At 58.5% G+C, this 24,926-nt stretch carries 22 protein-coding genes; 21 read left to right on the top strand and 1 reads right to left on the bottom strand.

Going from position 1 to position 24,926, the window contains the following annotated elements; genetic code table 11:
- Window positions 1-35 precede the first annotated feature (35 nt).
- The 21 genes from ALB80_RS22900 to ALB80_RS08870 all read left to right on the top strand — a co-directional run bounded on the left by ALB80_RS22900 (window position 36) and on the right by ALB80_RS08870 (window position 24,463).
- Window positions 36-500: a DUF2946 family protein gene (locus ALB80_RS22900; protein ID WP_371255963.1), complete on the top strand. Its 465-nt coding sequence runs from the start codon at window positions 36-38 to the stop codon at window positions 498-500.
- A gap of 44 nt (window positions 501-544) precedes the next feature.
- Window positions 545-2,668 carry a NosR/NirI family protein gene (locus ALB80_RS08965; RefSeq protein WP_253276852.1) on the top strand — a complete coding sequence of 708 codons (2,124 nt, stop codon included), beginning with the start codon at window positions 545-547 and terminating at the stop codon, window positions 2,666-2,668.
- A 13-nt stretch (window positions 2,669-2,681) separates the two neighbouring features.
- Window positions 2,682-4,589 (top strand): TAT-dependent nitrous-oxide reductase, encoded by a 1,908-nt coding sequence (gene nosZ, locus ALB80_RS08960; RefSeq protein ID WP_050603724.1) that lies wholly within the window; start codon window positions 2,682-2,684, stop codon window positions 4,587-4,589.
- A 3-nt stretch (window positions 4,590-4,592) separates the two neighbouring features.
- Complete coding sequence (locus tag ALB80_RS08955) at window positions 4,593-5,849, top strand: nitrous oxide reductase family maturation protein NosD (RefSeq protein ID WP_050603723.1); 1,257 nt, start codon at window positions 4,593-4,595, stop codon at window positions 5,847-5,849.
- Window positions 5,839-6,732, top strand: a complete 894-nt coding sequence (locus ALB80_RS08950) for an ABC transporter ATP-binding protein (protein WP_050603722.1) — start codon at window positions 5,839-5,841, stop codon at window positions 6,730-6,732. The genes ALB80_RS08955 and ALB80_RS08950 overlap by 11 nt, the downstream gene beginning before the upstream one ends.
- Window positions 6,729-7,550 (top strand): ABC transporter permease, encoded by an 822-nt coding sequence (locus ALB80_RS08945; RefSeq protein ID WP_050603721.1) that lies wholly within the window; start codon window positions 6,729-6,731, stop codon window positions 7,548-7,550. Before ALB80_RS08950 ends, ALB80_RS08945 begins: the two co-directional genes overlap by 4 nt.
- Window positions 7,547-8,062, top strand: coding sequence for a nitrous oxide reductase accessory protein NosL (locus ALB80_RS08940; protein WP_050603720.1), 516 nt, complete (start codon window positions 7,547-7,549; stop codon window positions 8,060-8,062). The genes ALB80_RS08945 and ALB80_RS08940 overlap by 4 nt, the downstream gene beginning before the upstream one ends.
- On the top strand, window positions 8,059-8,955 hold the full coding sequence (locus ALB80_RS08935) for an FAD:protein FMN transferase (RefSeq protein ID WP_050603719.1): 897 nt from the start codon (window positions 8,059-8,061) through the stop codon (window positions 8,953-8,955). The genes ALB80_RS08940 and ALB80_RS08935 overlap by 4 nt, the downstream gene beginning before the upstream one ends.
- 139 nt (window positions 8,956-9,094) lie before the next feature.
- Window positions 9,095-9,601 carry a ferredoxin-type protein NapF gene (napF, locus tag ALB80_RS08930; RefSeq protein ID WP_253276844.1) on the top strand — a complete coding sequence of 169 codons (507 nt, stop codon included), beginning with the start codon at window positions 9,095-9,097 and terminating at the stop codon, window positions 9,599-9,601.
- A complete protein-coding gene (locus ALB80_RS08925; protein WP_050603717.1) occupies window positions 9,598-9,891 on the top strand; it encodes a chaperone NapD in 294 nt (97 codons plus the stop codon). The genes napF and ALB80_RS08925 overlap by 4 nt, the downstream gene beginning before the upstream one ends.
- The gene (napA, locus tag ALB80_RS08920; protein ID WP_050603716.1) at window positions 9,888-12,380 is read left to right on the top strand and encodes a nitrate reductase catalytic subunit NapA; all 2,493 of its coding nucleotides are present in this window, start codon (window positions 9,888-9,890) and stop codon (window positions 12,378-12,380) included. Before ALB80_RS08925 ends, napA begins: the two co-directional genes overlap by 4 nt.
- Before the next feature lie 27 nt (window positions 12,381-12,407).
- Window positions 12,408-13,226, top strand: a complete 819-nt coding sequence (napG, locus tag ALB80_RS08915) for a ferredoxin-type protein NapG (protein WP_050603715.1) — start codon at window positions 12,408-12,410, stop codon at window positions 13,224-13,226.
- Window positions 13,223-14,140, top strand: coding sequence for a quinol dehydrogenase ferredoxin subunit NapH (gene napH / locus ALB80_RS08910; RefSeq protein ID WP_083445240.1), 918 nt, complete (start codon window positions 13,223-13,225; stop codon window positions 14,138-14,140). The genes napG and napH overlap by 4 nt, the downstream gene beginning before the upstream one ends.
- A 12-nt stretch (window positions 14,141-14,152) precedes the next feature.
- Window positions 14,153-14,590, top strand: a complete 438-nt coding sequence (locus ALB80_RS08905) for a nitrate reductase cytochrome c-type subunit (protein ID WP_050603713.1) — start codon at window positions 14,153-14,155, stop codon at window positions 14,588-14,590.
- A gap of 29 nt (window positions 14,591-14,619) precedes the next feature.
- Window positions 14,620-15,312 carry a NapC/NirT family cytochrome c gene (locus tag ALB80_RS08900; RefSeq protein ID WP_050603712.1) on the top strand — a complete coding sequence of 231 codons (693 nt, stop codon included), beginning with the start codon at window positions 14,620-14,622 and terminating at the stop codon, window positions 15,310-15,312.
- A gap of 13 nt (window positions 15,313-15,325) precedes the next feature.
- The gene (locus ALB80_RS08895; RefSeq protein WP_050603711.1) at window positions 15,326-15,583 is read left to right on the top strand and encodes a hypothetical protein; all 258 of its coding nucleotides are present in this window, start codon (window positions 15,326-15,328) and stop codon (window positions 15,581-15,583) included.
- Between the two features lie 718 nt (window positions 15,584-16,301).
- Window positions 16,302-19,499 (top strand): adenylate/guanylate cyclase domain-containing protein, encoded by a 3,198-nt coding sequence (locus tag ALB80_RS08890; RefSeq protein ID WP_050603710.1) that lies wholly within the window; start codon window positions 16,302-16,304, stop codon window positions 19,497-19,499.
- Window positions 19,500-19,551: 52 nt separating this feature from the next.
- A complete protein-coding gene (locus tag ALB80_RS08885) occupies window positions 19,552-20,433 on the top strand; it encodes an encapsulin (RefSeq protein WP_157054175.1) in 882 nt (293 codons plus the stop codon).
- A 14-nt stretch (window positions 20,434-20,447) separates the two neighbouring features.
- Window positions 20,448-21,272: a DUF3237 domain-containing protein gene (locus tag ALB80_RS08880; protein ID WP_050603708.1), complete on the top strand. Its 825-nt coding sequence runs from the start codon at window positions 20,448-20,450 to the stop codon at window positions 21,270-21,272.
- The gene (locus ALB80_RS08875; protein ID WP_083445238.1) at window positions 21,265-23,388 is read left to right on the top strand and encodes an FAD-dependent oxidoreductase; all 2,124 of its coding nucleotides are present in this window, start codon (window positions 21,265-21,267) and stop codon (window positions 23,386-23,388) included. Before ALB80_RS08880 ends, ALB80_RS08875 begins: the two co-directional genes overlap by 8 nt.
- Before the next feature lie 4 nt (window positions 23,389-23,392).
- Window positions 23,393-24,463, top strand: a complete 1,071-nt coding sequence (locus ALB80_RS08870) for a polyprenyl synthetase family protein (protein WP_157054174.1) — start codon at window positions 23,393-23,395, stop codon at window positions 24,461-24,463.
- Here ALB80_RS08870 and ALB80_RS08865 read toward each other — a convergent pair.
- Entirely contained in the window at window positions 24,454-24,924 is a 471-nt protein-coding gene (locus ALB80_RS08865) for a hypothetical protein (protein WP_050603707.1), read from the bottom strand. The two genes, ALB80_RS08870 and ALB80_RS08865, sit on opposite strands and share 10 nt — an antisense overlap.
- Between the last annotated feature and the right edge of the window lie 2 nt (window positions 24,925-24,926).

Here is a 24,926-nt window from a genome sequence, read left to right as displayed (position 1 = left end):
TACGGTTTTGAAAAGATTTCCGAGTTGGATTCTCCATGTCCGCCTATCAATTTCTCCACATTCTCCCTGACCGTGCCATGCGTGCGGCATGTGGATTGGCGGGCGTCCTCCTTCTGTTGTTGCAAATGCTTGGTCCGGTGCTGGCGAGTCCCGGACAAAGCATGTGGGTGGAGATCTGCTCGGAGGCAGGGGCGGTTTGGGTTGAGGTAGACCTTGAGGAGGAAAACACCGATCCAACCGTTCCCTGCCCGAAATGTGCCGACTGCGCGCTTTGCGCGGTGACAACGGCAGGACCCGTGCCAGACTCTCCGCTGCTGGTCACGGCCCGCAACGGGGAAATTGTGCGCCCTGCTTTCGGGCATCTGTGCAATTTGTACAACTCGAAACGACTGTGGCCCGAAACCCGAGGTCCCCCGTTTGCGACCCAAGAAGAATCTGAACGCGCCCCGCGCGCGTCCATGGCGTCCACCCAAGTATTCGGAGGTGCGCCGTGGTCGTAAGTCGCGCAATCCCTTTCCTGCTGGCTTTCACCCTGTCCTGCCTGATGGCGATCAGTGCCCATGCTGACAGTCTGGCCAGTTTTCTGCCCGAGATTAAACCTGCCGATCTGGCCCCCGGTGCTGATGCCTTTGGTCCGGTGCGCGATGACGTTCCGGTTGCGCCTGTCCTGAAGGGTGGCGAGACCGTAGCCTGGGCGTTCCTGACGTCTGACTTTGTGGGAACAACAGGCTATTCCGGCAAACCGATCCATGTGGTCGCTGGCATCGATGAGGATGCTGTGCTGACTGGCGTGCAACTGGTCAAGCACTCTGAACCCATCGTGCTGATCGGTATCCCCAATTCCCGCATGGTAGAGCTGACCGAAGGCTATACAGGCCTGGACCTGAAGGTAGAGGCCGAAACCGGTGGTGAGGGGCATGACCTCGACATCATCTCGGGCGCGACGGTCACGATCATGGTGATCGATGACAGCCTCGTGCGCGGCGGTATCAAAGTGGCGCGCGCGCTGGGATTGGGCGGGCTGTCTGCGCTGCTGGCTGACGAGCCGAAACGCGAAGTCGATATGGCGAAGGATGAGGTCTATGACTGGACCACCCTGTCCGGGGATGGCTCGGTGCGGCGGCTGACGCTGGATATCGGACAGGTCAATGCGGCGTTTGAAGCAACCGGCGATCAGCGCGCGATCAAGCGCCCCGAACCGGGCGAGCCTGATGACACCTTCATCGACATGCATATGGCGCTGGTCTCGGTCCCTTCAATCGGTAAGTCGCTGCTGGGCGAGGCCGAGTATCAGAACCTGACCGAATGGCTGGACGAGGGCGAACAGGCCATTCTGGTGCTGGGCCGTGGGGCTTACAGCTTCAAGGGATCAGGCTATGTGCGCGGTGGAATTTTCGACCGTATTCAGCTGATCCAGGGCGACAATTCGGTGCGGTTCTTTGACAAGCAGCAGCGTCGTTTGGGCAAGGTTGCCGCGTCCGATGCGCCCAGCTTTACCGAGTTGGATATTTTCAAGATCCCCGCAGACGCCGAGTTCGACCCGGCTGAGCCCTTCCGTCTGCAACTTCTGGTTCAACGGGCCGTCGGAGCAGTTGAGAAAACCTTTCTGACCTTCGATCTGGGCTATAAATTGCCCGAGCAGTACCTGCTGCCCGTTGCAGCCCCGGCAGTGGTGGACGACGCAACCGGCGAAGCTGCGGCCAAAGCTGCCTTGTGGCAACGCATCTGGAAGGACCGCACGGTTGAGATCGGCGTTCTTGGCGTCATGCTTCTGGTACTGAGTGCGACGTTCTTCTTCCAGTTTCACGCCACGATGAATGCGCGGTTCTTCTACTGGTTCCGCATCGGTTACCTGAGCATGACCCTGTTCTTCATCGGCTGGTACGCCAATGCACAGCTGAGCGTGGTGAACCTGATGGCGTTGGCAGGCAGCCTGCGCACCGGATTTAGCTGGGACGCATTCCTGCTGGACCCGCTGGTTTTCATCCAGTGGTTCGCTGTGGCAGCTGCCCTGCTGTTCTGGGGTCGTGGGGCCTATTGCGGCTGGCTGTGCCCGTTTGGTGCCTTGCAGGAACTGACCAACAAGATCGCGCGTGCGCTGAAAGTGCCGCAATGGACCCTGCCCTGGGGCCTGAACGAACGCCTCTGGCCCGCGAAATACATGATCTTCCTTGGGCTTTTCGGTCTCAGCTTTGTCTCGATCCCACTGGCCGAGAAATATGCCGAGATCGAGCCGTTCAAGACCGCGATCATTCTGAAATTCATGCGCGACTGGCCTTTCGTGGTCTTCGCGCTGCTCCTGCTGGGGATCGGGCTGTTCATCGAACGGTTCTATTGCCGCTATCTCTGCCCGCTGGGCGGGGCGCTGGCGATCCCAGCCCGGATGCGCATGTTCGACTGGCTGCGCCGCTACAAGGATTGCGGCGCGCCCTGTCAAACCTGCGCCAATGAATGCCCCGTTCAGGCGATCCACCCCACCGGTGAGATCAATCCGAACGAGTGCGTCACCTGCCTGCATTGTCAGGTGCTCTACCAGTCCGAGGACAAATGTCCCGTCGTTATCCGCCAGTTGAAACGGCGGGCCAAGACAGGGTCGGTCGATCTTAAGACCCCACTCGGACAACCACCGGCGAACCATCCAAACGCCAAACCGCAAACCGTTTCCTAAAGGAGGAACGATCATGTCGGAACATGACAAGAAACTAACCGTCACACGCCGTGGGATGCTGGGTGCAACAGCAACCGGCGCCGTATTGGCCGGGACCGGTCTGGGCTCGACCCTGATGACCGCGAAAGAGGCCAGCGCTGCCGCCAATGCCAATCTGCAGCCCGGTGAACTGGACGAATATTACGGCTTCTGGTCTTCAGGTCAGACCGGCGAATTGCGCATCCTGGGTTTCCCGTCCATGCGCGAGCTGATGCGCGTACCGGTGTTTAACCGCTGCTCGGCCACTGGCTGGGGTCAGACCAACGAGTCGCTGAAGATCATGACCGACGGTCTTCTGCCTGAAACCAAAGAGTTTCTCGCCAAGCGCGGCATGAAAACCTATGATAACGGCGACCTTCACCACCCGCATATGTCGTTCACCGACGGCACCTATGATGGCCGTTACCTGTTCATGAATGACAAGGCCAACACCCGCGTCGCTCGTGTGCGTTGCGACGTGATGAAATGCGACAAGATCACCGAGATCCCGAACGCCAAGGCGATCCACGGTCTGCGTCCGCAAAAATTCCCGCGTACCGGTTATGTCTTTGCCAATGGTGAAGATGAAACGCCGCTGGTCAATGACGGCAGCGTGCTGGATGATCCGTCGCAATACGTGAACATCTTCACCGCGCTGGACGGCGACACCATGGAAGTCGCGTGGCAGGTGATCGTGTCGGGGAACCTCGACAACACCGACTGTGATTATCAGGGTAAATACGCCTATTCGACCTCGTACAACTCGGAAATGGGTATGAACCTGGCCGAGATGACTGAGAACGAGCTGGACCACGTCGTTGTCTTCAATCTCGCGGAAATCGAAGCGGGTATCGAAGCCGGCGACTATCAGGAACTGAAAGGCGTCAAGGTTCTGGACGGCCGTAAGGGTCAGAACAAGAAGTACACCCGCTACATCCCGATCCCGAACTCGCCGCACGGCATCAACACCGCGCCCGACGGCAAGCACGTCTGCATCAACGGTAAGCTGTCGCCGACCGTGTCGATCATGGATGTGACCAAGCTGGACGCGCTGTTCGAAAGCGATGCCGATCCGCGGTCGTGCATCGTGGGTGAACCACAGCTGGGTCTTGGCCCGCTTCACACTGCTTATGACGGTCAGGGCAATGCGTTCACCACACTGTTCCTCGACAGTCAGATCGTGAAGTGGAATCTCGACAAGGCAATCGAGGCTTACGGCGGCGCTGATGTGGACCCGATCATCTCGAAGGTTGATGTGCATTATCAACCGGGCCACAACTCGACCACCATGGGTGAAACCAAAGAGGCCGATGGCAAGTGGCTGATTTCGATGAACAAATTCTCGAAAGACCGGTTCCTGAACACGGGTCCGCTCAAGCCTGAGAACGAGCAGTTGATCGATATCTCATCGAACGAGATGAAAGTGGTGCACGACGGCCCAACCTTTGCCGAGCCGCATGACTCGATCATGGTTCGTGCTGACATCGTTAATCCGGTCAACGTATGGGATCGGAACGATGTCACATGGGAAGACGCCCGGAAACAAGCCGAGGCTGATGGTATCGATCTGGAAGAAGGCGCCGAGGAACCGATCCGGGATGGCAACAAGGTGCGGGTCTACATGACTTCGCAGGCACCGACCTTCAGCCTTGAGAAGTTCACCGTCAAACAGGGTGACGAGGTGACTGTTTACATCACCAACCTGGATGACGTGGACGATGTGACCCACGGCTTCTGCCTGGGTAACTACGGTATCGCAATGGAAGTTGCACCGCTGGCAACCGCCTCGGTCACTTTCACCGCCGACCGTCCGGGCGTGCATTGGTTCTATTGCCAGTGGTTCTGCCACGCGCTGCACATGGAAATGCGCGGCCGGATGCTGGTCGAACCGCAGGGAGCATAACCCATGCGTTGGTCCCTGCTCATACCGCTTCTGCTCGGCTCGCCCCTTTGGGCGGCGGACTGGGATGTGCCCAACCGGGCGGGGGCCATCAACGAAATACTGGCGCAGGCGGCGGATGGAGACACCCTTCGCCTGAGCCCCGGCATTTACCCTGAGACGCTGGTTCTGGACCGGCCCGTCACCCTTGACGGGCTGGGACAGGCTACCATCGACGGGCAGGGCAACGGCAGCGTCATCACCGTGACCGGGCCGGGCGTGACAGTGCGCGGGCTGACCGTGATCGGATCAGGTTCCAGCCATGACGGGATCGACAGCGGCATTCAACTGACCAAGACGGCCCTTGCGCCGGTGGTCGAGGATAACGTGCTGCTGGGCAACCTCTATGGCGTCGACATTCATGGTGCCAAGGACAGCATCGTTCGTGGTAACCGGATTGAAGGGCGTTTGGATCAGCGGATGAATGACCGCGGCAATGGCGTCTATGTCTGGAACGCGCCAGGTGCGGTGGTTGAAGGTAACGACATCCGCTACGGGCGCGACGGGATCTTTGTGAACTCGTCCAAGAAGAATACCTTCACTGGAAATCTGTTCCGCGATTTGCGATTTGCCGTGCATTACATGTATGCCGACGACTCGGTCGTCAGCGACAACGTCTCGATCGGCAACGATCTGGGCTATGCGGTGATGTTCACGACCAATGTGACGGTGGCCAACAATGTCTCGATCGGCGACCGTGAACATGGCGTTATGCTGAACTACGCCAACAAGAGCACCATCACTGGGAATGTGGTGAAAGGCGCGAAAGAGAAATGCACCTTCCTCTATAATTCCAACAAGAACGAATTCACCGATAACTGGTTCCAGGGATGCGGCATCGGCATCCACTTTACCGCTGGCAGCGAACGCAACCGCATTGTCGGCAATGCCTTCATCGGTAACCGGACGCAGGTGAAATATGTCTCGACCAAATGGGTCGAGTGGTCTGAAGACGGGCGCGGCAATTACTGGTCCGACTTCGCCGCTTATGATGTGGATGGCAACGGCATCGCCGATGCCCCCTATCGCCCCAATGACTCTATGGACCATGTGCTGTGGACCCAACCCGCAGCCAAATTGCTGCTCGGCTCCCCTGCCGTGCAGCTGGTGCGCTGGTCGCAATCGGCCTTCCCGGCGCTGTTGCCGGGCGGTGTTATGGACAGCAATCCACTGATGCAAGCCCCTGAACCCCCAGCTATGAAAAAGGTGCCTCATGACGGATAAGGCCCTGTCAATTGACCATGTTCTCAAGGACCGAGGGAAAACCCGCGTTCTTGACGATATCACCCTGTCCCTTGCCTCTGGCCAGCGCGTGGCGCTGCTGGGCCATAACGGCGCGGGCAAGTCGACCCTGATCAAAACCATCCTCGGCCTGACGCCGATCCACGGCGGAGCCATTCGGATCGGAGACGCAACCCCCGGCAGCGCACAGGCACGGCAGGAAACGGCATATCTGCCCGAGGCGGTGTCGTTTCATCCGGCGTTAACAGGGCGAGAACAGTTGACCCTGTTCGCCAAGTTGTCCGGCGCAAAGGCCGATGTGCCCGGCCTGTTGGATCGCGTTGGCCTCAGCGATGCTTTGGACCGCCGGATCGGCGCTTATTCCAAAGGGATGCGGCAACGTCTGGGTCTGGCGCAGGTTTTGCTGGGCCAGCCGAAAGTGGCGCTACTGGACGAACCAACCTCGGGCCTGGACCCGATTTCCCGGCAGGATCTCTATGCCATCATCGACGAGCTGGCCGCGCAGGGCACTGCCGTGTTGATCGCGTCCCACGCGCTGACCGAGGTCGAGGCCCGCACCGACCGCATCGCCATCATGCGCAAGGGCCGGATGGTGGCGGACGACACGCTAAACAACCTGTCGGCGCTGGCAGGTCTACCAATCCGCTTGAAGGTGCGCGCCAGTGCCAACGCTGATGCCCTGGCCGCCGAACTGGGTGGCAGCCGTATCAATGGCGCATCGGTGGAGCTGCTCTGTACCCCGTCCGATAAGATGGAAGCCCTGCGCCGCATCGCTGGCATGGGCGATGCGGTGGCTGACGTCGAGATGACGCCACCGAAACTGGAAGATCTCTATCGTTATTACGCACAGGAGGAGAGGCTATGACCCGCTTCCTCGCCATCACCCGCACCGAGATGCTGATCCTTCGCCGCAATCGCTGGCTGCTGGTCGCCACACTGATCATGGTTCTGTTCGCTTTGGCCCTCACCTTCGCAGGCAGCGCACCAACTGGCACACTGGGCGTCGACATGCTGACCGTTTCGGTCGCATCGATGACTACTTTGTCGGTTTACCTCGCACCGCTGCTGGCCTTGATGATCGCTTTCGACGCTATCGCAGGCGACGTGGACCGGGGCAGCCTGTCGCTGCTCCTGTCCTACCCTGCGGGGCGCGGAGAAATATTGTTGGGCAAATTCACCGCCCATCTTGCGGCGCTGGCTTTTGCCATGACCGTGGGTTTCGGCACCGCAGGCGCAGTGGCCGCTTACTTTGGTGGTGCAGGGCAAGAGAGCCTGATGGCTCTGGTCCGCCTCATCCTCACCTCGATTCTGTTGGGCGCCGTGTTTCTGGCGCTGGGATACCTGCTGTCAGCTCTGGCGAGGGGCGCTACGGCGGCAGCAGGTCTGTCGGCCGGGCTTTGGCTGGTTTTTGTCGTCCTCTATGATCTGGGCCTGTTGGGGGCTGTCGTCATGGATAAGGGCGGCGCCTTCACCCAATCCGTCTTTCCATGGGTGATGGTGGCCAACCCGGCCGACGCATTCCGTTTGTGGAACATTGCTGCGACTGAGGGCGTAGCAATGGCATCAGGCATGACCGGGGCCGCTCAGGCATTGCCCGTATGGGCCGCGCCCGCCTCTTTGTTGATCTGGCCGGTCATAGGCTTTGCTCTTGCGCGGCTGGCATTCCGGAGGGTCGAGCCATGAAACACCTCGCCCTGATCGCGTTGATCGCGTTGGTTGCTTGCAAGGAAGATGTCGCCGAGGCTCCCGATCCGGTCGATCTGACCACCGATGCGCTGAGCTTTTTCTGCCAGATGAACATAGCCGAACATGGCGGACCCAAGGGGCAGATCCATCTGGAGGGGTATCCCGCACCGCTGTTCTTTGCACAGGTGCGCGACATGGTCGCATACCTCAAAAGCCCTGAGCGTGATGCCGACATAACTGCCGTCTATGTCAGCGATATGGGCATCGCGCCAAGTTGGCGACAGCCGGGCATCTCGAACTGGATCGCGGCTGATGGTGCGACCTTCGTTGTTGGGGCCGATGTGGCAGGCGGCATGGGTGCGCGCGAAGTGGTGCCCTTTGCCAATCCTGCTGATGCCCAGGCATTCATCGAGATCTACGGCGGAACCTCGTTGGGTCTGCCTGACATCCCGGATGCCGAAGTGCTCGGCCCTGTTGATCTTGATCTGAAGTTGGAGACCCCTGTATGACCGCCCTGTCCCGCCGCCGATTTCTGATCATCTCAGCCGCCTGTGCTGCGGCCACTCCGGCTACGGCCTATGACGCGCGCTGGCAGGGCACTGCGTTGGGTGCCGCTGCGAGTTTGCGGTTGGTCGGGCTAACGGACGCTGAAGCCGCACCTGTCATTGCCGCCGTCGAGACCGAAGTTGCCCGGCTGGAGGACATCTTCAGCTTGTATCGCCCCAAGTCGCAGCTCAGCCGCTTGAATCGCGACGGTGTTCTGACAGCGCCGGCTCCTGAATTGTTGAACGTGCTGAGCCTGTGCGCAGCGCTGCATCAGGCCTCGGACGGAGCATTTGATCCAAGCATTCAACCCCTGTGGTACGCATTGGCAACGGGGGCACGTCCTGAAGACTTGGATGAAATTCAGCAAGTGGTAGGCTGGGAACAGGTGTCTTTCGATGCTTCGGCCGTGCGTCTTCCCATGCCCGGCCAGTCGGCCCTGACGTTGAACGGCATTGCACAGGGTGCGATCACGGATCGGATCGCGGCACTGCTGCGCAGCTTCGGTCTAAGCGACATTCTGATTGATATGGGCGAGGTTGCCGCTTTGGGCGCGCGGGGTGATGGTACACCCTGGAAAGTTGGACTGGCAACGCCGGATCAGACGGTTCTGAAGCGGATTGAATTGCGCGACCGGTCAGTGGCGACATCGTCTTCGCTGGCGACTCAGCTTAGCCAGGGATTCGGGCACATCATTACCCCCGATGGGCCCGCAAGCCGTGACAGAACCGTTTCGGTTTCCGCCCCGGAAGCGGCAATTGCAGATGGGCTGTCCACGGCGATTTGCGCAGCGTCTGCCGGCAAAGCAAAAGGGATCGCAGGGCGCTTCTCCGAAGCCCGTGTCGAGTTGAATGTATGACAATGGATCACAATTCTCAGATCGGTCAAAAAAATTCTCGAAAAATATGATATAGGTCAAATCGTGCGCGGTTTCAGACCGCTAGGAAGTAGAGACGCGAACCTATCTTTCCAAATTCGAGTCGCCAGCTATGAGCCAGATGACGAGCAGACGCGCTTTTCTGAGCGCGCGCATCCTGCGGGAGGACCGCGATGCTATTCGTCCACCCGGGGCAGTTGCATCTGGCTTCAGCGATCTGTGCACACGTTGCGAAGACTGCGCCGGGGCCTGTCCGGAAGACATCATCACATTCGACGACAGCGGTTTTCCTGTTCTGGACCTTTCCGCCAGCGGCTGCACAATGTGTGGTGACTGCGCTGAAGCCTGTCCAACCCCAGCATTGTTGCCTGAACGCGTGGCCGAATGGCCGTGGCGTGCGCAGATTGAGGCCGCAAGCTGCCTGTCAATGAACGGGGTGAGTTGCCGCGTGTGCCAGGACAATTGCGAGCAGGACGCCATCCGCTTTCGCCTGCAACTGGGCGGACGGGCGGAGCCTGCGCTTGATTTCGAAGCCTGCATCGGATGCGGCAGCTGTTCCGCCGCGTGCCCAGCCGGGGCCATAGCGATGCACCGCCCCACCCCACAACACCCGGAGGTGACTTTATGAATATCTGTGGCTGTCTCGTCCACATCGCCCCCGATCACACCGACGCGGCACGTGCGGTGATGACCGGCACCCAAGGCGTCGAGCTTCATGCCGAAGCCGAGGATGGTCGGTTTGTGGTGGTTGTAGAGGATACAGCCGACCGGCTGGCCTCGGACACCATCATGGATCTGCACCAGATCCCCGGCGTGATCTCACTGTCGCTGACCTATCACCACTTCGAAGATCTCGCGGAGGCATCTCCGCAATCCAATGCCCAAAGCCAACCGACCAGCAGGAGGCCCATGCAATGACCATCTCTGAATCCCGTCGTACTTTCCTCAAGGCATCTGCCGCTGCCGCAACCGCCTCGGCTGCCGGCATTCCCATGGCGACCGGTCAGGCCAACGCTCAAACCGGCGCGCCCGATATCCGCTGGGATAAGGCCGCCTGCCGGTTCTGTGGCACAGGCTGCTCGGTTCTGGTCGGCACCAAAGACGGTCGTGTGGTTGCTACGCAAGGCGACCCGGACGCGCCGGTAAACCGGGGCCTGAACTGTATCAAAGGCTATTTCCTGTCCAAGATTATGTACGGCAAGGACCGCCTGACCACGCCTCTGCTGCGCAAGACCAACGGCGTTTACGACAAAAACGGTGAATTCGAGCCGGTCAGCTGGGATGAAGCTTTTGACGTGATGGCCGCCAAGTGGAAAGAAGCCCTGGCCAAGAAAGGCCCGACCAGCGTCGGCATGTTCGGTTCAGGCCAGTGGACCGTCTGGGAAGGCTATGCAGCTGCCAAGATGATGAAAGCTGGTTTCCGGTCGAACAACATCGACCCGAACGCGCGTCATTGCATGGCCTCAGCCGTGGTTGGCTTTATGCGCACTTTCGGCATTGATGAGCCGATGGGGTGTTATGACGACTTTGAGCACGCCGACACCTTCGTGCTTTGGGGGTCGAACATGGCCGAGATGCACCCGATCCTGTGGTCGCGTCTGACCGACACGCGCCTGACCAAGCCCGGCTCGGAAGTTCATGTTCTGTCGACTTACGAGCACCGCTCGTTCGAGTTGGCCGACAATGGCATGGTCTTTGCACCGCAAACCGATCTGGCGATCCTGAACTATATCGCCAATTACATCATCCAGAACGGTGCGGTGAACGAAGAGTTCGTCAAGAACCACGTCAACATCACCAAAACGGCGACTGATATCGGCTATGGTCTGCGGGACAACCACCCGCTGCAAGAAGCGGCCGAAAACCCCAATGTCGGCAAGATGGATCCGATCAGCTTCGAAGAATATGCCGAGGCCGTTTCGGAATACACGCTGGAATACACTGCGGAACTGTCCGGTGTTCCCGCTGACAAGCTGGAGCGTCTGGCCAAGCAATATGCTGACCCCAACCGCAAGGTCATGAGCCTGTGGACCATGGGCTTCAACCAGCACACCCGCGGGTCCTGGGTGAACTCGTTGATGTACAACGTTCACCTGCTGGTGGGCAAGATTTCGGAACCCGGCAATTCGCCCTTCTCGCTGACCGGTCAGCCGTCGGCCTGTGGTACCGCGCGCGAAGTCGGCACCTTTGCCCACCGTCTGCCCGCTGACATGGTGGTGATGAACGACAAGCATCGCGAGATCTGCGAGACTGCCTGGAACGTGCCGGCTGGCACCATTCCGGCCAAGCCCGGCTTCCACGCCGTGCTGCAGCACCGCAAGCTGAAGGATGGCGATCTGAACGCCTATTGGGTTCAGTGCACCAACAACATGCAGGCCGCGCCGAACATCAACGAAGAAGGGTATCCCGGTTATCGCAACCCGGAAAACTTCATCACTGTTTCAGACCCCTATCCAACAGTTACCGCCGTTTCCGCTGACCTGATCCTGCCCACCGCCATGTGGGTCGAGAAGGAAGGCGCCTATGGCAACGCCGAACGCCGCACGCAATTCTGGCGCCAGCAGGTCAAGGCACCGGGCGAGGCCAAGTCGGACGTCTGGCAAGTGATGGAATTCTCGAAACGCTTCACTGTCGAAGAGGTCTGGGGCGAAGAGTTGCTGGCCACCATGCCGGAACACCGCGGCAAGACCATGTATGACGTTCTGTTCACCAATGGCAGCATCGATAAATTCCCGCTGTCGGAAACTGCTGAAGGTTTCGACAACGACGAATCCGAGCATTTCGGATACTACGTGCAGAAGGGCCTGTTCGAGGAATATGCCGAGTTCGGACGTGGGCACGCGCACGATCTGGCACCGTTCGAAGTTTATCACCAGGCTCGTGGTCTGCGCTGGCCAGTCGTGGACGGTAAAGAAACGCTTTACCGTTTCCGCGAAGGCTATGACCCATATGTATCAGAGGGCGCCGGTGTTGAGTTCTATGGTCACAAGGATGGTAAGGCCAAGATTATCTTTGCGCCGTATGAGCCTGCCGCAGAAGAGCCGGATGCGGAATTCGATCTGTGGCTGTGCACCGGTCGCGTGCTCGAGCACTGGCATTCAGGTTCGATGACACGCCGGGTGCCGGAACTGCACCGCGCCTATCCTGCCGCCGTGGTTTACATGCACCCGCAGGACGCCAAGGATCGCGGTTTGCGCCGGGGTCAGGAGATTGTTCTGTCCACCCGCCGTGGCGAGGTTACCAGCCGGGTCGAAACCCGGGGTCGGAACAAGGTGCCGCGCGGTCTGGTCTTCATGCCGTGGTTTGACGAAAGCCAGCTGACCAACAAGCTGACGCTGGACGCGACCTGCCCGCTGTCGAAAGAGACCGACTTCAAGAAGTGCGCCTGTAAGATCGAGCGCGCGTAACCAGCAAGGATTGTACGGTTAATTCCCATGTCTCTTGTCGACAAACCCCTTTCGCCGCAGCGGCGTCGGTTCCTGCAGGACTCGGCCCGGGCGGCGGGCGGCTGCGTGGTCGCCGGGTCGGTGCTGGCCTATCTGGCCCGCGACGCCCGCGCTCTGCCAGCCGAGGCTTTGCGCCCGCCCGGCGCATTGCCGGAAAAGGAGTTTCTGTCGGCCTGCATCCGTTGCGGTTTGTGCGTGCGGGATTGTCCCTACGATACCCTAAAACTGGCCGAGCTTGGTTCCGACGCGGTTGCGACGGGAACGCCGTATTTCACCGCGCGGGATATTCCCTGTGAAATGTGCGACGACATTCCCTGTGTCGCCGCATGTCCCACTGGCGCATTGGACCCTGGGCTGGACAATATCGACGATGCCGAGATGGGCGTCGCGGTGCTGGTCGATCAGGAAAACTGCCTGAACTTCCTAGGCCTGCGGTGCGACGTTTGTTATCGCGTCTGCCCCGTCATTGACGACGCGATCACATTGGAAGCCGCGCATAATACCCGGTCAGGCCATCACGCGCTGTTCATTCCGACCGTCCATGCCGATCGCTGTACTGGTTGTGGTATGTGCGAAAAAAGCTGTGTTCTGCCCGAAGCTGCCATCAAAGTCCTGCCCGCACGGCTGGCGCGCGGCAGCTCGGCAGAGCATTACCGTAAGGGCTGGGAAGAAAAGGCCGCCAAGGGCGCGCCGGTGGTCGAGGGGATCATCGATCTGCCCGACCGTTTGCCTGGACCCGGCACAGACAACTTGGTCGCTCCGGGCGGGTTTGCCCCGGGGTATGACTTACCGGCGGTCGGACAATGAGCGCCCGCACACATATGCCTGTCGGTCAGGAAGCTGTCGCCAGCAAAGGCTGGCTTGGCGCGCATCGTTATCTGCTATTGCGGCGTACAAGTCAGTTGTTCTTTCTGGTTCTGTTTTTGCTGGGCCCATGGTTCGGCATCTGGATCGTCCAAGGCACTTTGGCAGGATCGCTGACACTGGGCGTGTTGCCATTGACCGATCCCTTCATCCTGTTGCAGAGCGCCGTCTCGGGCCACTGGCCCGAGATGACGGCGCTGATTGGCGGGCTCATCGTTCTGGTGACCTACGCTCTGATCGGCGGCAGAGTCTATTGTTCCTGGGTTTGTCCCATCAACCCGGTGACGGATGCGGCGAACTGGCTGCACCGCAAGCTGGACCTGCCGAAAGGATGGCAACCCAAACGCGGCACACGCCTGTGGATCCTTGCAACTGTCCTGCTTGTCTCGGGGCTGAGCGGCGTGATCGCGTGGGAATTGATCAATCCGATCACCATGCTGCATCGCGGGCTGATCTTCGGCATGGGCTTTGTCTGGGCCATGATCGCTGCCATCTTTGTCTTTGACGTGTTCGTTTCACGCCATGGCTGGTGCGGGCATCTGTGCCCGGTCGGAGCGTTCTATGGCCTGATCGGGTCAAAAAGCCTACTGCGGATCAGCGCCACCAAACGGACCGCCTGTGATGACTGCATGGATTGTTACGCGGTTTGCCCGGAAAATCAGGTGATCTCACCCGCGCTGAAAGGCAAGCCGGGAAGCACACCACTGATCCTGTCACCCGACTGCACAAACTGCGGACGCTGTATCGATGTCTGCGCGGTCGATGTCTTTAACTTTACTCACCGGTTCGACGACCACGTCGTTCAACCTTCCGATCCAGTTGCCGCGCCTGAGCCGCGCGCTGCCAGACCTATCTAGGGGAGTGCCAAGATGAAAAAAACAATCGTTACAGGCGGAATTGCCCTTCTACCCGTATTATTGCTGAGCGGATGGGCCCTTGCACAATCTGCACAGGTCGAAACCCTGCGAGGCGCGGAAGTGGACGAGCCGATCCCGCTGGATCAAATCCACAAGAACGTTGAAGGACGGATGCAGCGCAACTATCGCCAGCAGCCGCCGCTGATCCCACACTCGGTCGAGCAATATCAGATCGATGTACGCACCAATCAATGCCTGTCCTGCCATGACTGGTCCAAAGCGGGTGAGCGCAATGCACCGACTTTGTCGATGACCCACTATCTGGATCGCGAAGGCCGCGAGTTGGATCAGGTTGCCGGAACCCGGTACTTCTGCAACCAGTGCCACGTTCCGCAGGCAGACGCGCCGCCACTAGTTGAAAACGTGTTCGAGCCCTCCGCCGGCAACTGATCCAACGCAAGACTGAAAGGAGCACCGACATGGCAGACTCCCCCGAAAAACGCGGCTTGCTTGGTCGCCTCTGGAACGCGATCTGGACGCCTGCGGTGATGTTCAGCTCGGGCTTTTTGATCCTCGCCGGCTTTCTGGCCGGTATCCTGTTCTGGGGTGGATTTCACTGGACCCTGGAATTGACAAACACCGAAGAGTTCTGTGTCTCGTGCCACACAATGGAGACGAACTTGGGCGAATACCGCGAGACGATCCACTACAACAACCACTCTGGTGTGCGTGCGATCTGTTCCGATTGCCACGTTCCGGATGAATGGAATCACAAGATCAAAGCCAAGATCATGGCAGTGAAAGACGTCTATCACGAGCTTGTCGGAACCATCAGCACGCCTGAGAAATACGAGGATCACCGTCTGGCAATGGCCTCTGCCGTGTGGAAAAAAATGAAAGCGTCCGACAGCCGCGAATGCCGCAACTGCCACAATTTCGACTACATGGACTTCACCATTCAGGAAACCCGCGCCGCGTCGGAACACCAGCGCGCCATTGACACCGGTATGACCTGTATCGATTGCCATCAGGGCATCGCACACAGCCTGCCGCCGAACTACCTGGAAGAATATGAGAAGGTGGCCGAAGCCATTGAGGGCGAGGTTCTGCAGGAGCACGCAACCGCTTCGGGTGACGATATCCGCGACTTTTTGAATAACAACTCGAATTGATGAGGGGGCGGCAATGCTAGAAGTACTTGGAACCATCGGCGGCACCATCCTGAGCTTGCCAGGCATTTTGGGACTGGCCCTTGGCATGATGACCCGCAAGCTGTGGCTTGGCGCAGTTTTGGGGGGCGCTGTCGGCGTGTTTGAAACGCTGGTTTTTGCTGGATTTCAGTTTGCCCAGGTGGAGGCTTTGGAACTGATCATAGCCGTTGTAGTTGGCGTCTGTGCAGGCAGCCTGGGCACGGCCATTCGCCTCAAGGGCGCAACGGCTTGATAAGCAACCGGTTTCGCTACACCGGCGAGATCGGAACATGCTGCGGTCCTGGGGGCATAATCTGCTTTCAGGTTCAGAGAAATGAACAGGTCGGGAAAGGGAAATTCCGGCCTGTCAGCATCGGTCGCCCAGGGCAAGATCGACTGATCGGTGGTTCGCAAAGTGCGCTGTCCCAAAAATTGGGCAAACCTTTGCCGTATCTCGCCAAGGCCTTTTCAGAAGTACTCTGCACGCGCTTCAGGCTGTGGACCGGGTGCCGGTGCTGCAGCGTACACCCGTATGCGAGATCTGTCAGCGTCTCAGTGGTACCGTAATTTTTGGTCAGCCACATGAGGTTTGTCATCTGTTATGCCGCGTGCCCTCGCTTGAGCACTTAGACGACCCTTGATCCTTGGGCGAGGGTCAGGTGTTTGGCAATTCACGTAGCCACTTGAACCGGCACAGCTTGGTTCAGGTGCGAATTGCCTCGCAACTCACGCCGGAAACCCATCGCATTCAATAATTCGCCTTGGCGACCAAAGCTTTGCAGGTTTTTACACTGACGGCCGGGTGGTGTGGCAAATCAGCCATAAATCTGCCAGACAAGATAACTTGTTAACGATGGTGCCCCTGCGTTAAGTGGATTGAACAAAAAATCCTCTCTATTTTTGCACATGCAAATAAAGTATGTACTGATGAGACCTAGGGGGGGAAATAAAATGGGCGGGATCGCAAAGCAATGACGCGAGTCCTTGAGGCAGATCGTATCTCCGAAGTTCTGAAACTGGCGGGCCTGCAAGACCACGTGTCGATGTTTCGACAAGAAAGTGTGGACGACCAGATTCTTGACGAATTGACCGACCCAGAATTGCGTGACCTGGGGCTAAACGTCGGTGAAAGAAAGAGATTCCGCAAAGCGCAGGCCAAGCTGAAATCCAATGGCGCCTTGGCGCACGACCATCTGCGGTCCGAAGCTGAGCGCAGGCAGTTAACGTTGGTTTTTTGCGATCTCGTGGGGTCGACGCAGCTGGCACAACGATATGACCCGGAAGACCTGATGCAGATCATGAATCTGTATTTGGACACGGCGATCGGCACGTTGAAGCAGCATGGGTGCCACCTGGCCTATCGGCAAGGGGACGGCATCATGGTCTATTTCGGATACCCCAAGGCCATGGAAGACGATGCGGAGCGCGCCGTACGGGCCGTTCTGGAAACCATAGAGGCAGTGCAGAATCTTCAAAACGACTTTGGCGAAAAGCTTAACCTCCGCGCAGGGATCGCCACCGGAATGGTCGTTGTGGGCGTCGTTTCGTCCAAAAGCCTGGGGTCCGAACAATTTCTGGTTGGTGAGACGGCAAACCTGGCATCCAGGCTGCAGGGGCTGGCCGAACCGGGTGAATTAGTCGTTTCGTCCGAAACCATGCGACTTACGCGGGGAACATTCGAGTTCGAACCGCGCGGCAGCCACGACCTGAAAGGGTTCGAAAACCAGCGCGAAGTCTATTGCGCCCTGAAGGAAATTGAATCCACCAGTCGATTTGACGCCCGAACCGGGCAATCAGCGGTCGAGCTTGTAGCGCGGCGCGATCACCTGTCTTCCTTGACGCAACTTTGGGCCGACGTTCAGACGGGCTCGGGTCGGATGACCCTTATCGGTGGTGCGGCAGGGATCGGTAAGTCGCGGCTGATCAAGTCGTTGTCTGAAACGATAAAGACCAGGCCACTGACCCTGCAGTGTACGCCGCATTTGGCCAGTCTTCCACTGCACCCAGTGGTTAGTGAGTTACGGCGGGTATCTGGCGACAAATCAAACGACAATGTACAAGCAGCGATATCCGCTTTTGTTCAATCCGCCTCACGTTTGAACGACTCGGATTTGCCTGCCCTGTTAGAGCTGGCAGGCATCGAGTCAGACGCGTCGACTGAACCAGACCCGCTGAAAAAGGCGCGCAAATCGATGGATGTGCTGCTACGCAGTATCGGAAGCATATGCGACAGGCGTGGCACGCTACTGTTGGTGGTTGAAGATGTTCACTGGGCCGATGCGACCACATTGGATTTGCTGGATGCGCTTGCGGCCAATTTGGCTGACCTTCCTGTACTTATGGTTCTGTCACACCGCCCTGAATACGAGCCGCCGGAACACTTTCTGGATCAGGCGGTCAACGTCGATCTGTCTCCACTGGCGCGCCCTGAAGCGTCCGAGCTGGTCCGGCGCGTATCCGAACCATACAGCTTGCCGGTGATCCTGATCCGGCAAATCATCGAAAAAGCCGATGGCGTACCGCTTTACATCGAGGAAATGACCAAGGCGGTTCTGGACCAGCTGCCCGCTGACGCCCCGATCAACGCCGAGGTGCTGGATGCACTGAGCGTTCCTTCCACCCTGCAGGACTCGCTGATGTCACGTCTTGACCGGATGGAAAACGCCAAACCGGTTGCACAATTGGGATCGGTCATCGGACGCAGTTTCTCCGCTCGGATGATCCACGCAGTAGCGCAGGACGACATGGATGTGGACAGTGCCCTGCTGCAACTCATGGCAGCCGGTGTTTTGCTGATCACCAGCGACGATGGGTCGGCCACCTACACGTTTAACCACGCGCTGGTTCAGGATACCGCATATAACTCATTGCTGCGGGAAGACCGGCAAAAATTGCATCTGAAAATTGCCGAGGCTCTGCTGGACGGTCACACGGCGTTTGAAGCCCCAACCCCTGATACGATCGCACATCATTGCGATCTTGGCGGATTGAAGGACGAGGCAGTCACCAACTGGTTTACGGCTGGTGAGCAGGCTTTGTCCCGGCTTGCGAACTTGCCAGCGATTTCGGCGTTTCGGGCCGCGCTGCGCAACCTTGGGACCATGCCCGCCAGTGCCGAACGTGACGGGTTTGAACTGCGCGTTCAGATGAACATTCTGCCCGCCTATATGGCGATCTACGGCTGGTCTGCTGACCAGGTCGGAGAAACGGCTGCCCGCGCGATGGAGCTTGCCCAGGCTCTGAGTGACGGTGAGACACTGTTTGCAGCGACCTTCTGCCGCTGGACCAATTTCTTTGTTGGCGGACAGATGAACCACGCGATGGAGATGGGACAAGCGCTGGATACGATGGCCGGGATGACCGGGGATCCGGTCGCCAACGTTCTTACTGCCCGCGCCCTGAGCTTCACCCATTATTTCCGTGGTGAATTCACGGAATGTGAACACCAGCTTGACCGTGCCTTCGGTCTGATCACGCCAGAGCTTGATAGGGCGATGATGCCGATGACGCAATCCTCGACCCTAGCCTCACTGCTGGCGATTCAGGGATGTCTGCTGTGGCAAAAAGGTAGGTTTGACGAAGCTGAAGCAGCGCGGTTGAAATCCATCGAAGTCAGCAGAGCGCTGAGCCATGCGCCCAATCTGGTGTATATCATGGGTGCCTGCTGCATGTTCCTGCCCTATGCTGGTGAGTGGGACAGGATGGACGTGACAATGAAAGAAGCCCGCAAGATCGCCGATGAGGAAGGGTTCCTGTATCTGCACGCCATGCAGGACATTTATATGGGTCTTGCGAAGGCTGGCAAAGGCGACCTTGCGGACGTGCCAGAACAGATTGAGGCCCGCATGAACCTGATCTCGAAATCGGGTGGCAACTTCACGTTCCCTCAGAACCAGATCGTGCTGTCCGAACTCATGATCGATCACGGTGACATCGATCGGGCGCTGGACCGGCTCGAGGCGGTCTGCGCCCCGGGTTGGGCGCGCGGAGAAACGTTAAACAAGCCGGAATATCACCGGGTTCGGGCCAAGGCATTTGCCGCACGCGGGGACTTGGACGCAGCCCGGAGTGAAGCGGAACAGGCATTGGCGCTGGCCCAAGGCATCGGCGCTGTTGTCCAGCAAGATCGAGCCAGACAATTAATGGACCGTCTGAACGAAACAAATTGAAAAAGACCAAGTGCTACGCCAAAACAGGGTGCACAACCAAGGGGGATTTGCAATGACCGACGCATTAGACTGGGGTGACGATCAGTGGAACACAGTGAACAAAGCTGTCCATGATGAGGCATTACGCGCCCGGGTCGCGGCGAGTTTTCTGCCGTTATACGGGCCGCTGCCCGCAGATACACAGTCTGTCCCGCTAAACCGGCTTGAACTGGTCGACAACGAAAACGGCACCGCAAAACGTCTTGGAGTCAACGACTTTGACACCACGCGCCTGACCACTGTTTCGGTGAACGTCTATCTGAAAGGCGCGCAGGTGGCCGACCCCGAGCTGTCCGCGGCCATGATCATGTTCCGCCGTGCCGCTGCAATTGTGGCACGGGTCGAAGACGACATCATCTTCAACGGTCAGCCCGGCACCGGAGAAGGCCCTAAACCCACCCCAAGTGCGCCCGCCTCGTTGCCGCCAATCTATACTGTCAGCGGCGGCGGTAAGTATGAAGGTCTGTTGGAAGCGGGTCAGAAATCCTCTGGGTCGTCTTCGACGAAGAAGACCTATACCGGCCCCGAGGTGTTCGAAGCTGTGGTTGCGGGTATCAATGAGCTGGAATCGCGCGGGTATCTTGGCCCCTATGCCTGCGTGATGGGCAATGGCCTTTTTCAGGCAGTAACAAAGCCGATGGAAAACTCGATGGTGCTGCCCCGCGACAGCATTCTGCCATTTCTGGATGGTCCGTTATTGCGCTCGGGTACCTTGCCTGCAAACAAGGCGGCGCTTGTGTCGCTGCAAGGTGCACCGGTTGAAATCGTTGTACCGTCCGAAATCGGGGTCAAGTACCTGCAGACCTCGGCAGAGGGTGAGCATGTCTTCCGCGTGCAACAGAAATTCCGCCTGCGGATCAAGGAAGAACAGGCTATCTGCACCCTAACCTGCTGACCGGGGGTCTGGTCGTGCGCGAGTTTACAGTCCGCGGTGTCACCCTGCGCTGGTCAGAAACGATCAGCGCCGCTGGTGACAAGCGCGCTTTGATTGAGGCCGGACCGTCCGTATCGCCTCATGACACAGTGCGACTGATCTGTTCGCAAGCCGGTGTCCCCGAGCAGGCCATTCGCGGCTGGCCCCTGCACTGCGATCCCAAAACAGGACTTCAGCACTTTGCGGCGGCCTTGCCATCCGTGACGCATAACAAGACGCTCAGCTGGCGTCCGGTGTTGACATCCGGGGGCCATGAGTATGACCCGGGACCTGACACTGCCCCAAAGGCGGCACCAGTGCAGCAGCCAAAGCCTGCGCAGCAGTCACCGGATCTGAATCATATCGCCAAGTTCATTGTCCCCTTCACCAGCAACTTCCACCCCTCGGGCGAGACACCGGACGGGATCTGGCTGCATTTTGCAATCAAAGAAGGCGGAACAGTCAAAGGTCCGCACCTGAAAGGAGTGGTAGAGCCGGTTGGAGGCGACTGGATGCGCGTTCGCCCTGACGGCGTGGGGCTGCTCCACGCCAAGGCGCTGATCAAGCCAACCGACGGCGGCGCGCCGATCCTGTTTGAAGATACCGGCGTGTGTGATTTTGGCCCCGATGGCTATGCCGCACTGTTGAAGGGCAACCTGCCAACTTCGGCCCCTGTGCGGCTGGCTCCGCGTTACCTGACCTCAAACCCTCACTATAGCTGGATGAACCGGGTGCAGGGATTTGGCATAGGCGAAGCCAGCCTGTCAGATATCACCCTGCGCTTTGACGTCTATTCCGCGAAAGGAACATCAGATGGCTGAAAAGGTTGTCATTCTTGGCGGTGGCGTGGCCGGCATGAGCGCCGCGCACGAACTGATTGAACGCGGGTTCGAGGTTGAGATCCACGAACGCCAGATAATCCCTGGCGGCAAGGCACGCAGTATCCCTGTGATGAAGGGTGAAGGCGATCATGGCTCGAAAGCGAAGCACATCAAGGCGCTTGAAAAATGGGCCGAGATGGACGGGTCCAGCTATCCGCCCGGAGTGAAACGTCCATGGTTGCCGGGCGAGCATGGGTTCCGGTTTTTTCCGAACTTCTATCGGCATATCACTGATACGATGGCTCGTACGCCTTATTATGATAAAGGCACGTGCTTTGATAATCTGGTGCCGACAACTCAGGTTCTGGTCTGTCAGTTCGACAAGCCCGGCATCATTGTACCCGAGCGGTTTCCACGCACTCTCAAGGACGTGGCGGATGCGTTCAAGACGATTGCGTTCGCGCTCTCGCCACGGGACCAAATCGCGTACGAGGATGTTGAACACTTCGTTGCCTGCATGTGGCGGATAGCGACGTCCTGCAAGGAACGCCGGTTTGACGAATATGAGCGGATTGGATGGTGGGATTTCATCGGTGCCGCAGAACGTTCCGAAGCGTATCAGAAATTCCTTGCCATCGGTTTGACCCGTTCACTGGTTGCTGCCAAAGCGACGACTGCCAGCACCAAGACCGTGGGCGACATTGCTGTACAACTGCAACTGGGCATTGCTACGCCTGAACCGCAATGCAACAGGTTGCTGAACGGACCCACCAACTTGGTCTGGATTCAACCCTGGCTGGATTACCTCAAAAGCAAGGGGGTCGTTTACAAGTTCGAGTCAAAGGTGACGGGCATCGAATACCAAAACGGACGGATCACAGGCGCGACGGTTGAACAGGATGGCAAAAAACAGAAAGTCACAGGCGACTGGTTCATCAGTGCCATGCCGATCGAGCGCATCGCGCCACTTCTCACGCCCGAGATGATGGCGGCCGACCCTGCCCTTGCCAAATTGCCACTGCTTGCAAACGACGTGCAGTGGATGAACGGCATACAGTTCTATCTGACCAAAGACGTCACGCTGACCAACGGCCACGTCATCTTCATTGACAGTCAGTGGGCCCTGACCGCTGTGTCGCAAAAACAGTTCTGGTCAGGGATCAACTTCGACAACTGGGCCGAGGGCAAAACCAAAGGCCTGCTGTCGATTGACATCTCGGAATGGGACAAGCCGGGCTTGAACGGAAAGACCGCGCGCAATTGCACCCGAGAAGAGATTGCAAAAGAGGTGTGGGACCAGCTCAAACGCAGCCTCAACGTTGATGGTGAAACCGTTCTGCGGGATGAGGACATGCACTATTGGTTCCTCGATCCTGATATTGTGCAGGATCCCGAGGATCCCAAACGCCAAAGCAATGTGGAACCTCTGCTGGTGAACCGCATCAACAGTTGGCGGCTGCGGCCAGACGCGGCCACGCTGATCCCGAATTTCTTTCTGGCATCGGACTATGTGCGCACCTTTACTGACCTTGCCACCATGGAAGGAGCAAATGAGGCTGCGCGCCGTGCGGTCAATGCAATCCTGCAACGCAGCGGTTCGGATGCCGAACCCTGCCAGATCTGGGACCTGCACGAGCCTGATATCCTGAAACCGCTGCGCGCCTATGACTATGCCCGCTACCAAGCCGGCCTGCCCTGGGACAACCGGTATGCAGTCGCGGTCGAGGCCGCCTTGAAAATGGGTCAAGACTCTACAGGGGTTGATCGCGGTGGCGATGGCCCCCTTGCGGTCGTCGGAGAACCGGCTGCAGAATACTCAAAGCCCGGCGGAGTCATCGAAGATCCGGCCATTGCCGAGGCGCTGCGCATGATTTGCCCGCCGAAAGAACTGTTTGATCTGATGGCCAGCTATGAGCCCACCGCAGATCTGCCGATCCCCGGAGACGAGGTGGTCGAAGATGTGGCCTATGATCTGGGCCGCGATAGCGGTCAGTCTGATGTTCAGTCCAGAGTCCTGCCGCTGACGGATGCACCGTTCACCTCTGTCGGACCCGGGCTTGCCCCGACCAGCCCGGAAGAAAGCAAACCCCGCGTGATCATCACGCAGAAGGGTTAACCTCGTGAAACCCGGAACCGCGCATCTGGACCCTGCAGCAAAGCAGGAGTTTCTGAATCAGCTGACCTCTTACGGGGATAGTGCGCGCGAAACGCTATTGGGGCTTTTGCCAACTGGTGAGCCCCAGGCTTATCTCTACGGCCCGATACGAGATTACATCGAAACGTCAGGCAAAGGACTGCGACCTGCTCTGTTACTGGCCACCTGCGAAGCCTTCGGTGGCAACAAAGAGGAAGCACAGGTGTCCGCAGCTGTGCTTGAGCTTCTGCACAATGCCTTTCTGATCCACGACGATATCGAAGACCAAAGCGATTTCAGGCGCGGACGCGCATGTATGCACAAGCGGCTTGGGGTCCCTTTGGCCATAAACACGGGCGACGGGATGCAAGCGCTCGCCCTGCGGCTGTTGCGGCAGAACCTGGGTTCGCTTGGGTTGGAAACTGGAATACGCGTGGTGGATGAGTTCGACCATCTGCTCCAGCAATCTATCGAAGGTCAGGCGCTGGAACTGGGTTGGATACGTGACAACAAGTTGAACGTGGACGCCTCGGACTATCTGCGGATGTGTCTGAAAAAGACCTGCTGGTACAGTTTCATCCACCCCATGCGGATCGGGGCATTGATTGCGCAGCCACAGGATGTCGCATCGGGCGCGCTGAACCTGGATGATTTCAACGCATTCGGCTTCTTTTTGGGGGCTGCGTTTCAGATACAGGATGACGTTCTGAACCTCGTGGGCTCGCAGGACAAATACGGCAAGGAAATCGGCGGCGATATCTATGAGGGCAAACGCACGCTGATGTTGGGGCAGCTTGGCCTGCACGCCGATGAGCCGGAACAGAAGCGGCTGGCCGATATGCTGTCAAACCCGCGCGAAAGCCGGTCGACCCATGATGTTGCCTGGGTGCTAGAGCGCATGGATCACTATGGCAGTATCGGCTTTGCACAGGATGCGGCCAACGATCTGCTTGCTTCCGCCCGTCGGGAATTTGCGCAAGTATTTGCTGGCACCCAAGAGGCCCCGCGTGCATTTTTGGGGCAATTCATGGATTACCTCGTGACCCGTCAGGTCTGAGTGCCCGCAACCTCAAACACCACAACGATCGAAGTCTGCTCGGTCCCCATGCAGGCGATCCGGCCGTGATAAGCGCCCGATTCCGCCAAATCGGGTACGGTGACGACAATTGCCACATCAGTGACCTCTCCGGCGGCCAGCCGGATCTGGGGTGGAAGAACGTTGACCCGGTTCGCAGGCAGTATTTCTCCATCTGGATTGGTCAGATCACCGGGTTCGAATTGCATTTCAACCGTCTCTGCGCCCTCGGGCGCAGCAAAGGACAACAAGATCGTGGCCGTTCCACCAGGGTGGCAGGTTTTGCGACAGGTGAAAGGCCCTTCGAGATGTTTCCGGCTGCCGCGCTCTGTCTCAAGCACGCGGCGCGCGATATCCGAAATCGGTTGCGTGTCCGGCTGCGCCGCAATCGGGCTTATGACACGTGCCGGGCTTACATAGGGTTTTCGCTCGAAATAAGGCATGA

Origin of the sequence: Ruegeria sp. 6PALISEP08, from assembly GCF_001238295.1 — a bacterium.
In the GTDB taxonomy this organism is placed as follows: Bacteria; Pseudomonadota; Alphaproteobacteria; order Rhodobacterales; family Rhodobacteraceae; genus Ruegeria.
Note: the sequence above shows the minus strand (reverse complement) of the source record. Positions and strands in the feature narration are given on the sequence as shown.

Coding starts and splice junctions, on each gene's coding strand:
- ALB80_RS22900 (WP_371255963.1), top strand. CDS start 36: ATGTCCGCCTATCAATTTCTCCACATTCTCCCTGACCGTGCCATGCGT.
- ALB80_RS08965 (WP_253276852.1), top strand. CDS start 545: ATGGCGATCAGTGCCCATGCTGACAGTCTGGCCAGTTTTCTGCCCGAG.
- nosZ (WP_050603724.1), top strand. CDS start 2,682: ATGTCGGAACATGACAAGAAACTAACCGTCACACGCCGTGGGATGCTG.
- ALB80_RS08955 (WP_050603723.1), top strand. CDS start 4,593: ATGCGTTGGTCCCTGCTCATACCGCTTCTGCTCGGCTCGCCCCTTTGG.
- ALB80_RS08950 (WP_050603722.1), top strand. CDS start 5,839: ATGACGGATAAGGCCCTGTCAATTGACCATGTTCTCAAGGACCGAGGG.
- ALB80_RS08945 (WP_050603721.1), top strand. CDS start 6,729: ATGACCCGCTTCCTCGCCATCACCCGCACCGAGATGCTGATCCTTCGC.
- ALB80_RS08940 (WP_050603720.1), top strand. CDS start 7,547: ATGAAACACCTCGCCCTGATCGCGTTGATCGCGTTGGTTGCTTGCAAG.
- ALB80_RS08935 (WP_050603719.1), top strand. CDS start 8,059: ATGACCGCCCTGTCCCGCCGCCGATTTCTGATCATCTCAGCCGCCTGT.
- napF (WP_253276844.1), top strand. CDS start 9,095: ATGACGAGCAGACGCGCTTTTCTGAGCGCGCGCATCCTGCGGGAGGAC.
- ALB80_RS08925 (WP_050603717.1), top strand. CDS start 9,598: ATGAATATCTGTGGCTGTCTCGTCCACATCGCCCCCGATCACACCGAC.
- napA (WP_050603716.1), top strand. CDS start 9,888: ATGACCATCTCTGAATCCCGTCGTACTTTCCTCAAGGCATCTGCCGCT.
- napG (WP_050603715.1), top strand. CDS start 12,408: ATGTCTCTTGTCGACAAACCCCTTTCGCCGCAGCGGCGTCGGTTCCTG.
- napH (WP_083445240.1), top strand. CDS start 13,223: ATGAGCGCCCGCACACATATGCCTGTCGGTCAGGAAGCTGTCGCCAGC.
- ALB80_RS08905 (WP_050603713.1), top strand. CDS start 14,153: ATGAAAAAAACAATCGTTACAGGCGGAATTGCCCTTCTACCCGTATTA.
- ALB80_RS08900 (WP_050603712.1), top strand. CDS start 14,620: ATGGCAGACTCCCCCGAAAAACGCGGCTTGCTTGGTCGCCTCTGGAAC.
- ALB80_RS08895 (WP_050603711.1), top strand. CDS start 15,326: ATGCTAGAAGTACTTGGAACCATCGGCGGCACCATCCTGAGCTTGCCA.
- ALB80_RS08890 (WP_050603710.1), top strand. CDS start 16,302: ATGACGCGAGTCCTTGAGGCAGATCGTATCTCCGAAGTTCTGAAACTG.
- ALB80_RS08885 (WP_157054175.1), top strand. CDS start 19,552: ATGACCGACGCATTAGACTGGGGTGACGATCAGTGGAACACAGTGAAC.
- ALB80_RS08875 (WP_083445238.1), top strand. CDS start 21,265: ATGGCTGAAAAGGTTGTCATTCTTGGCGGTGGCGTGGCCGGCATGAGC.
- ALB80_RS08865 (WP_050603707.1), bottom strand. CDS start 24,924: ATGCCTTATTTCGAGCGAAAACCCTATGTAAGCCCGGCACGTGTCATA.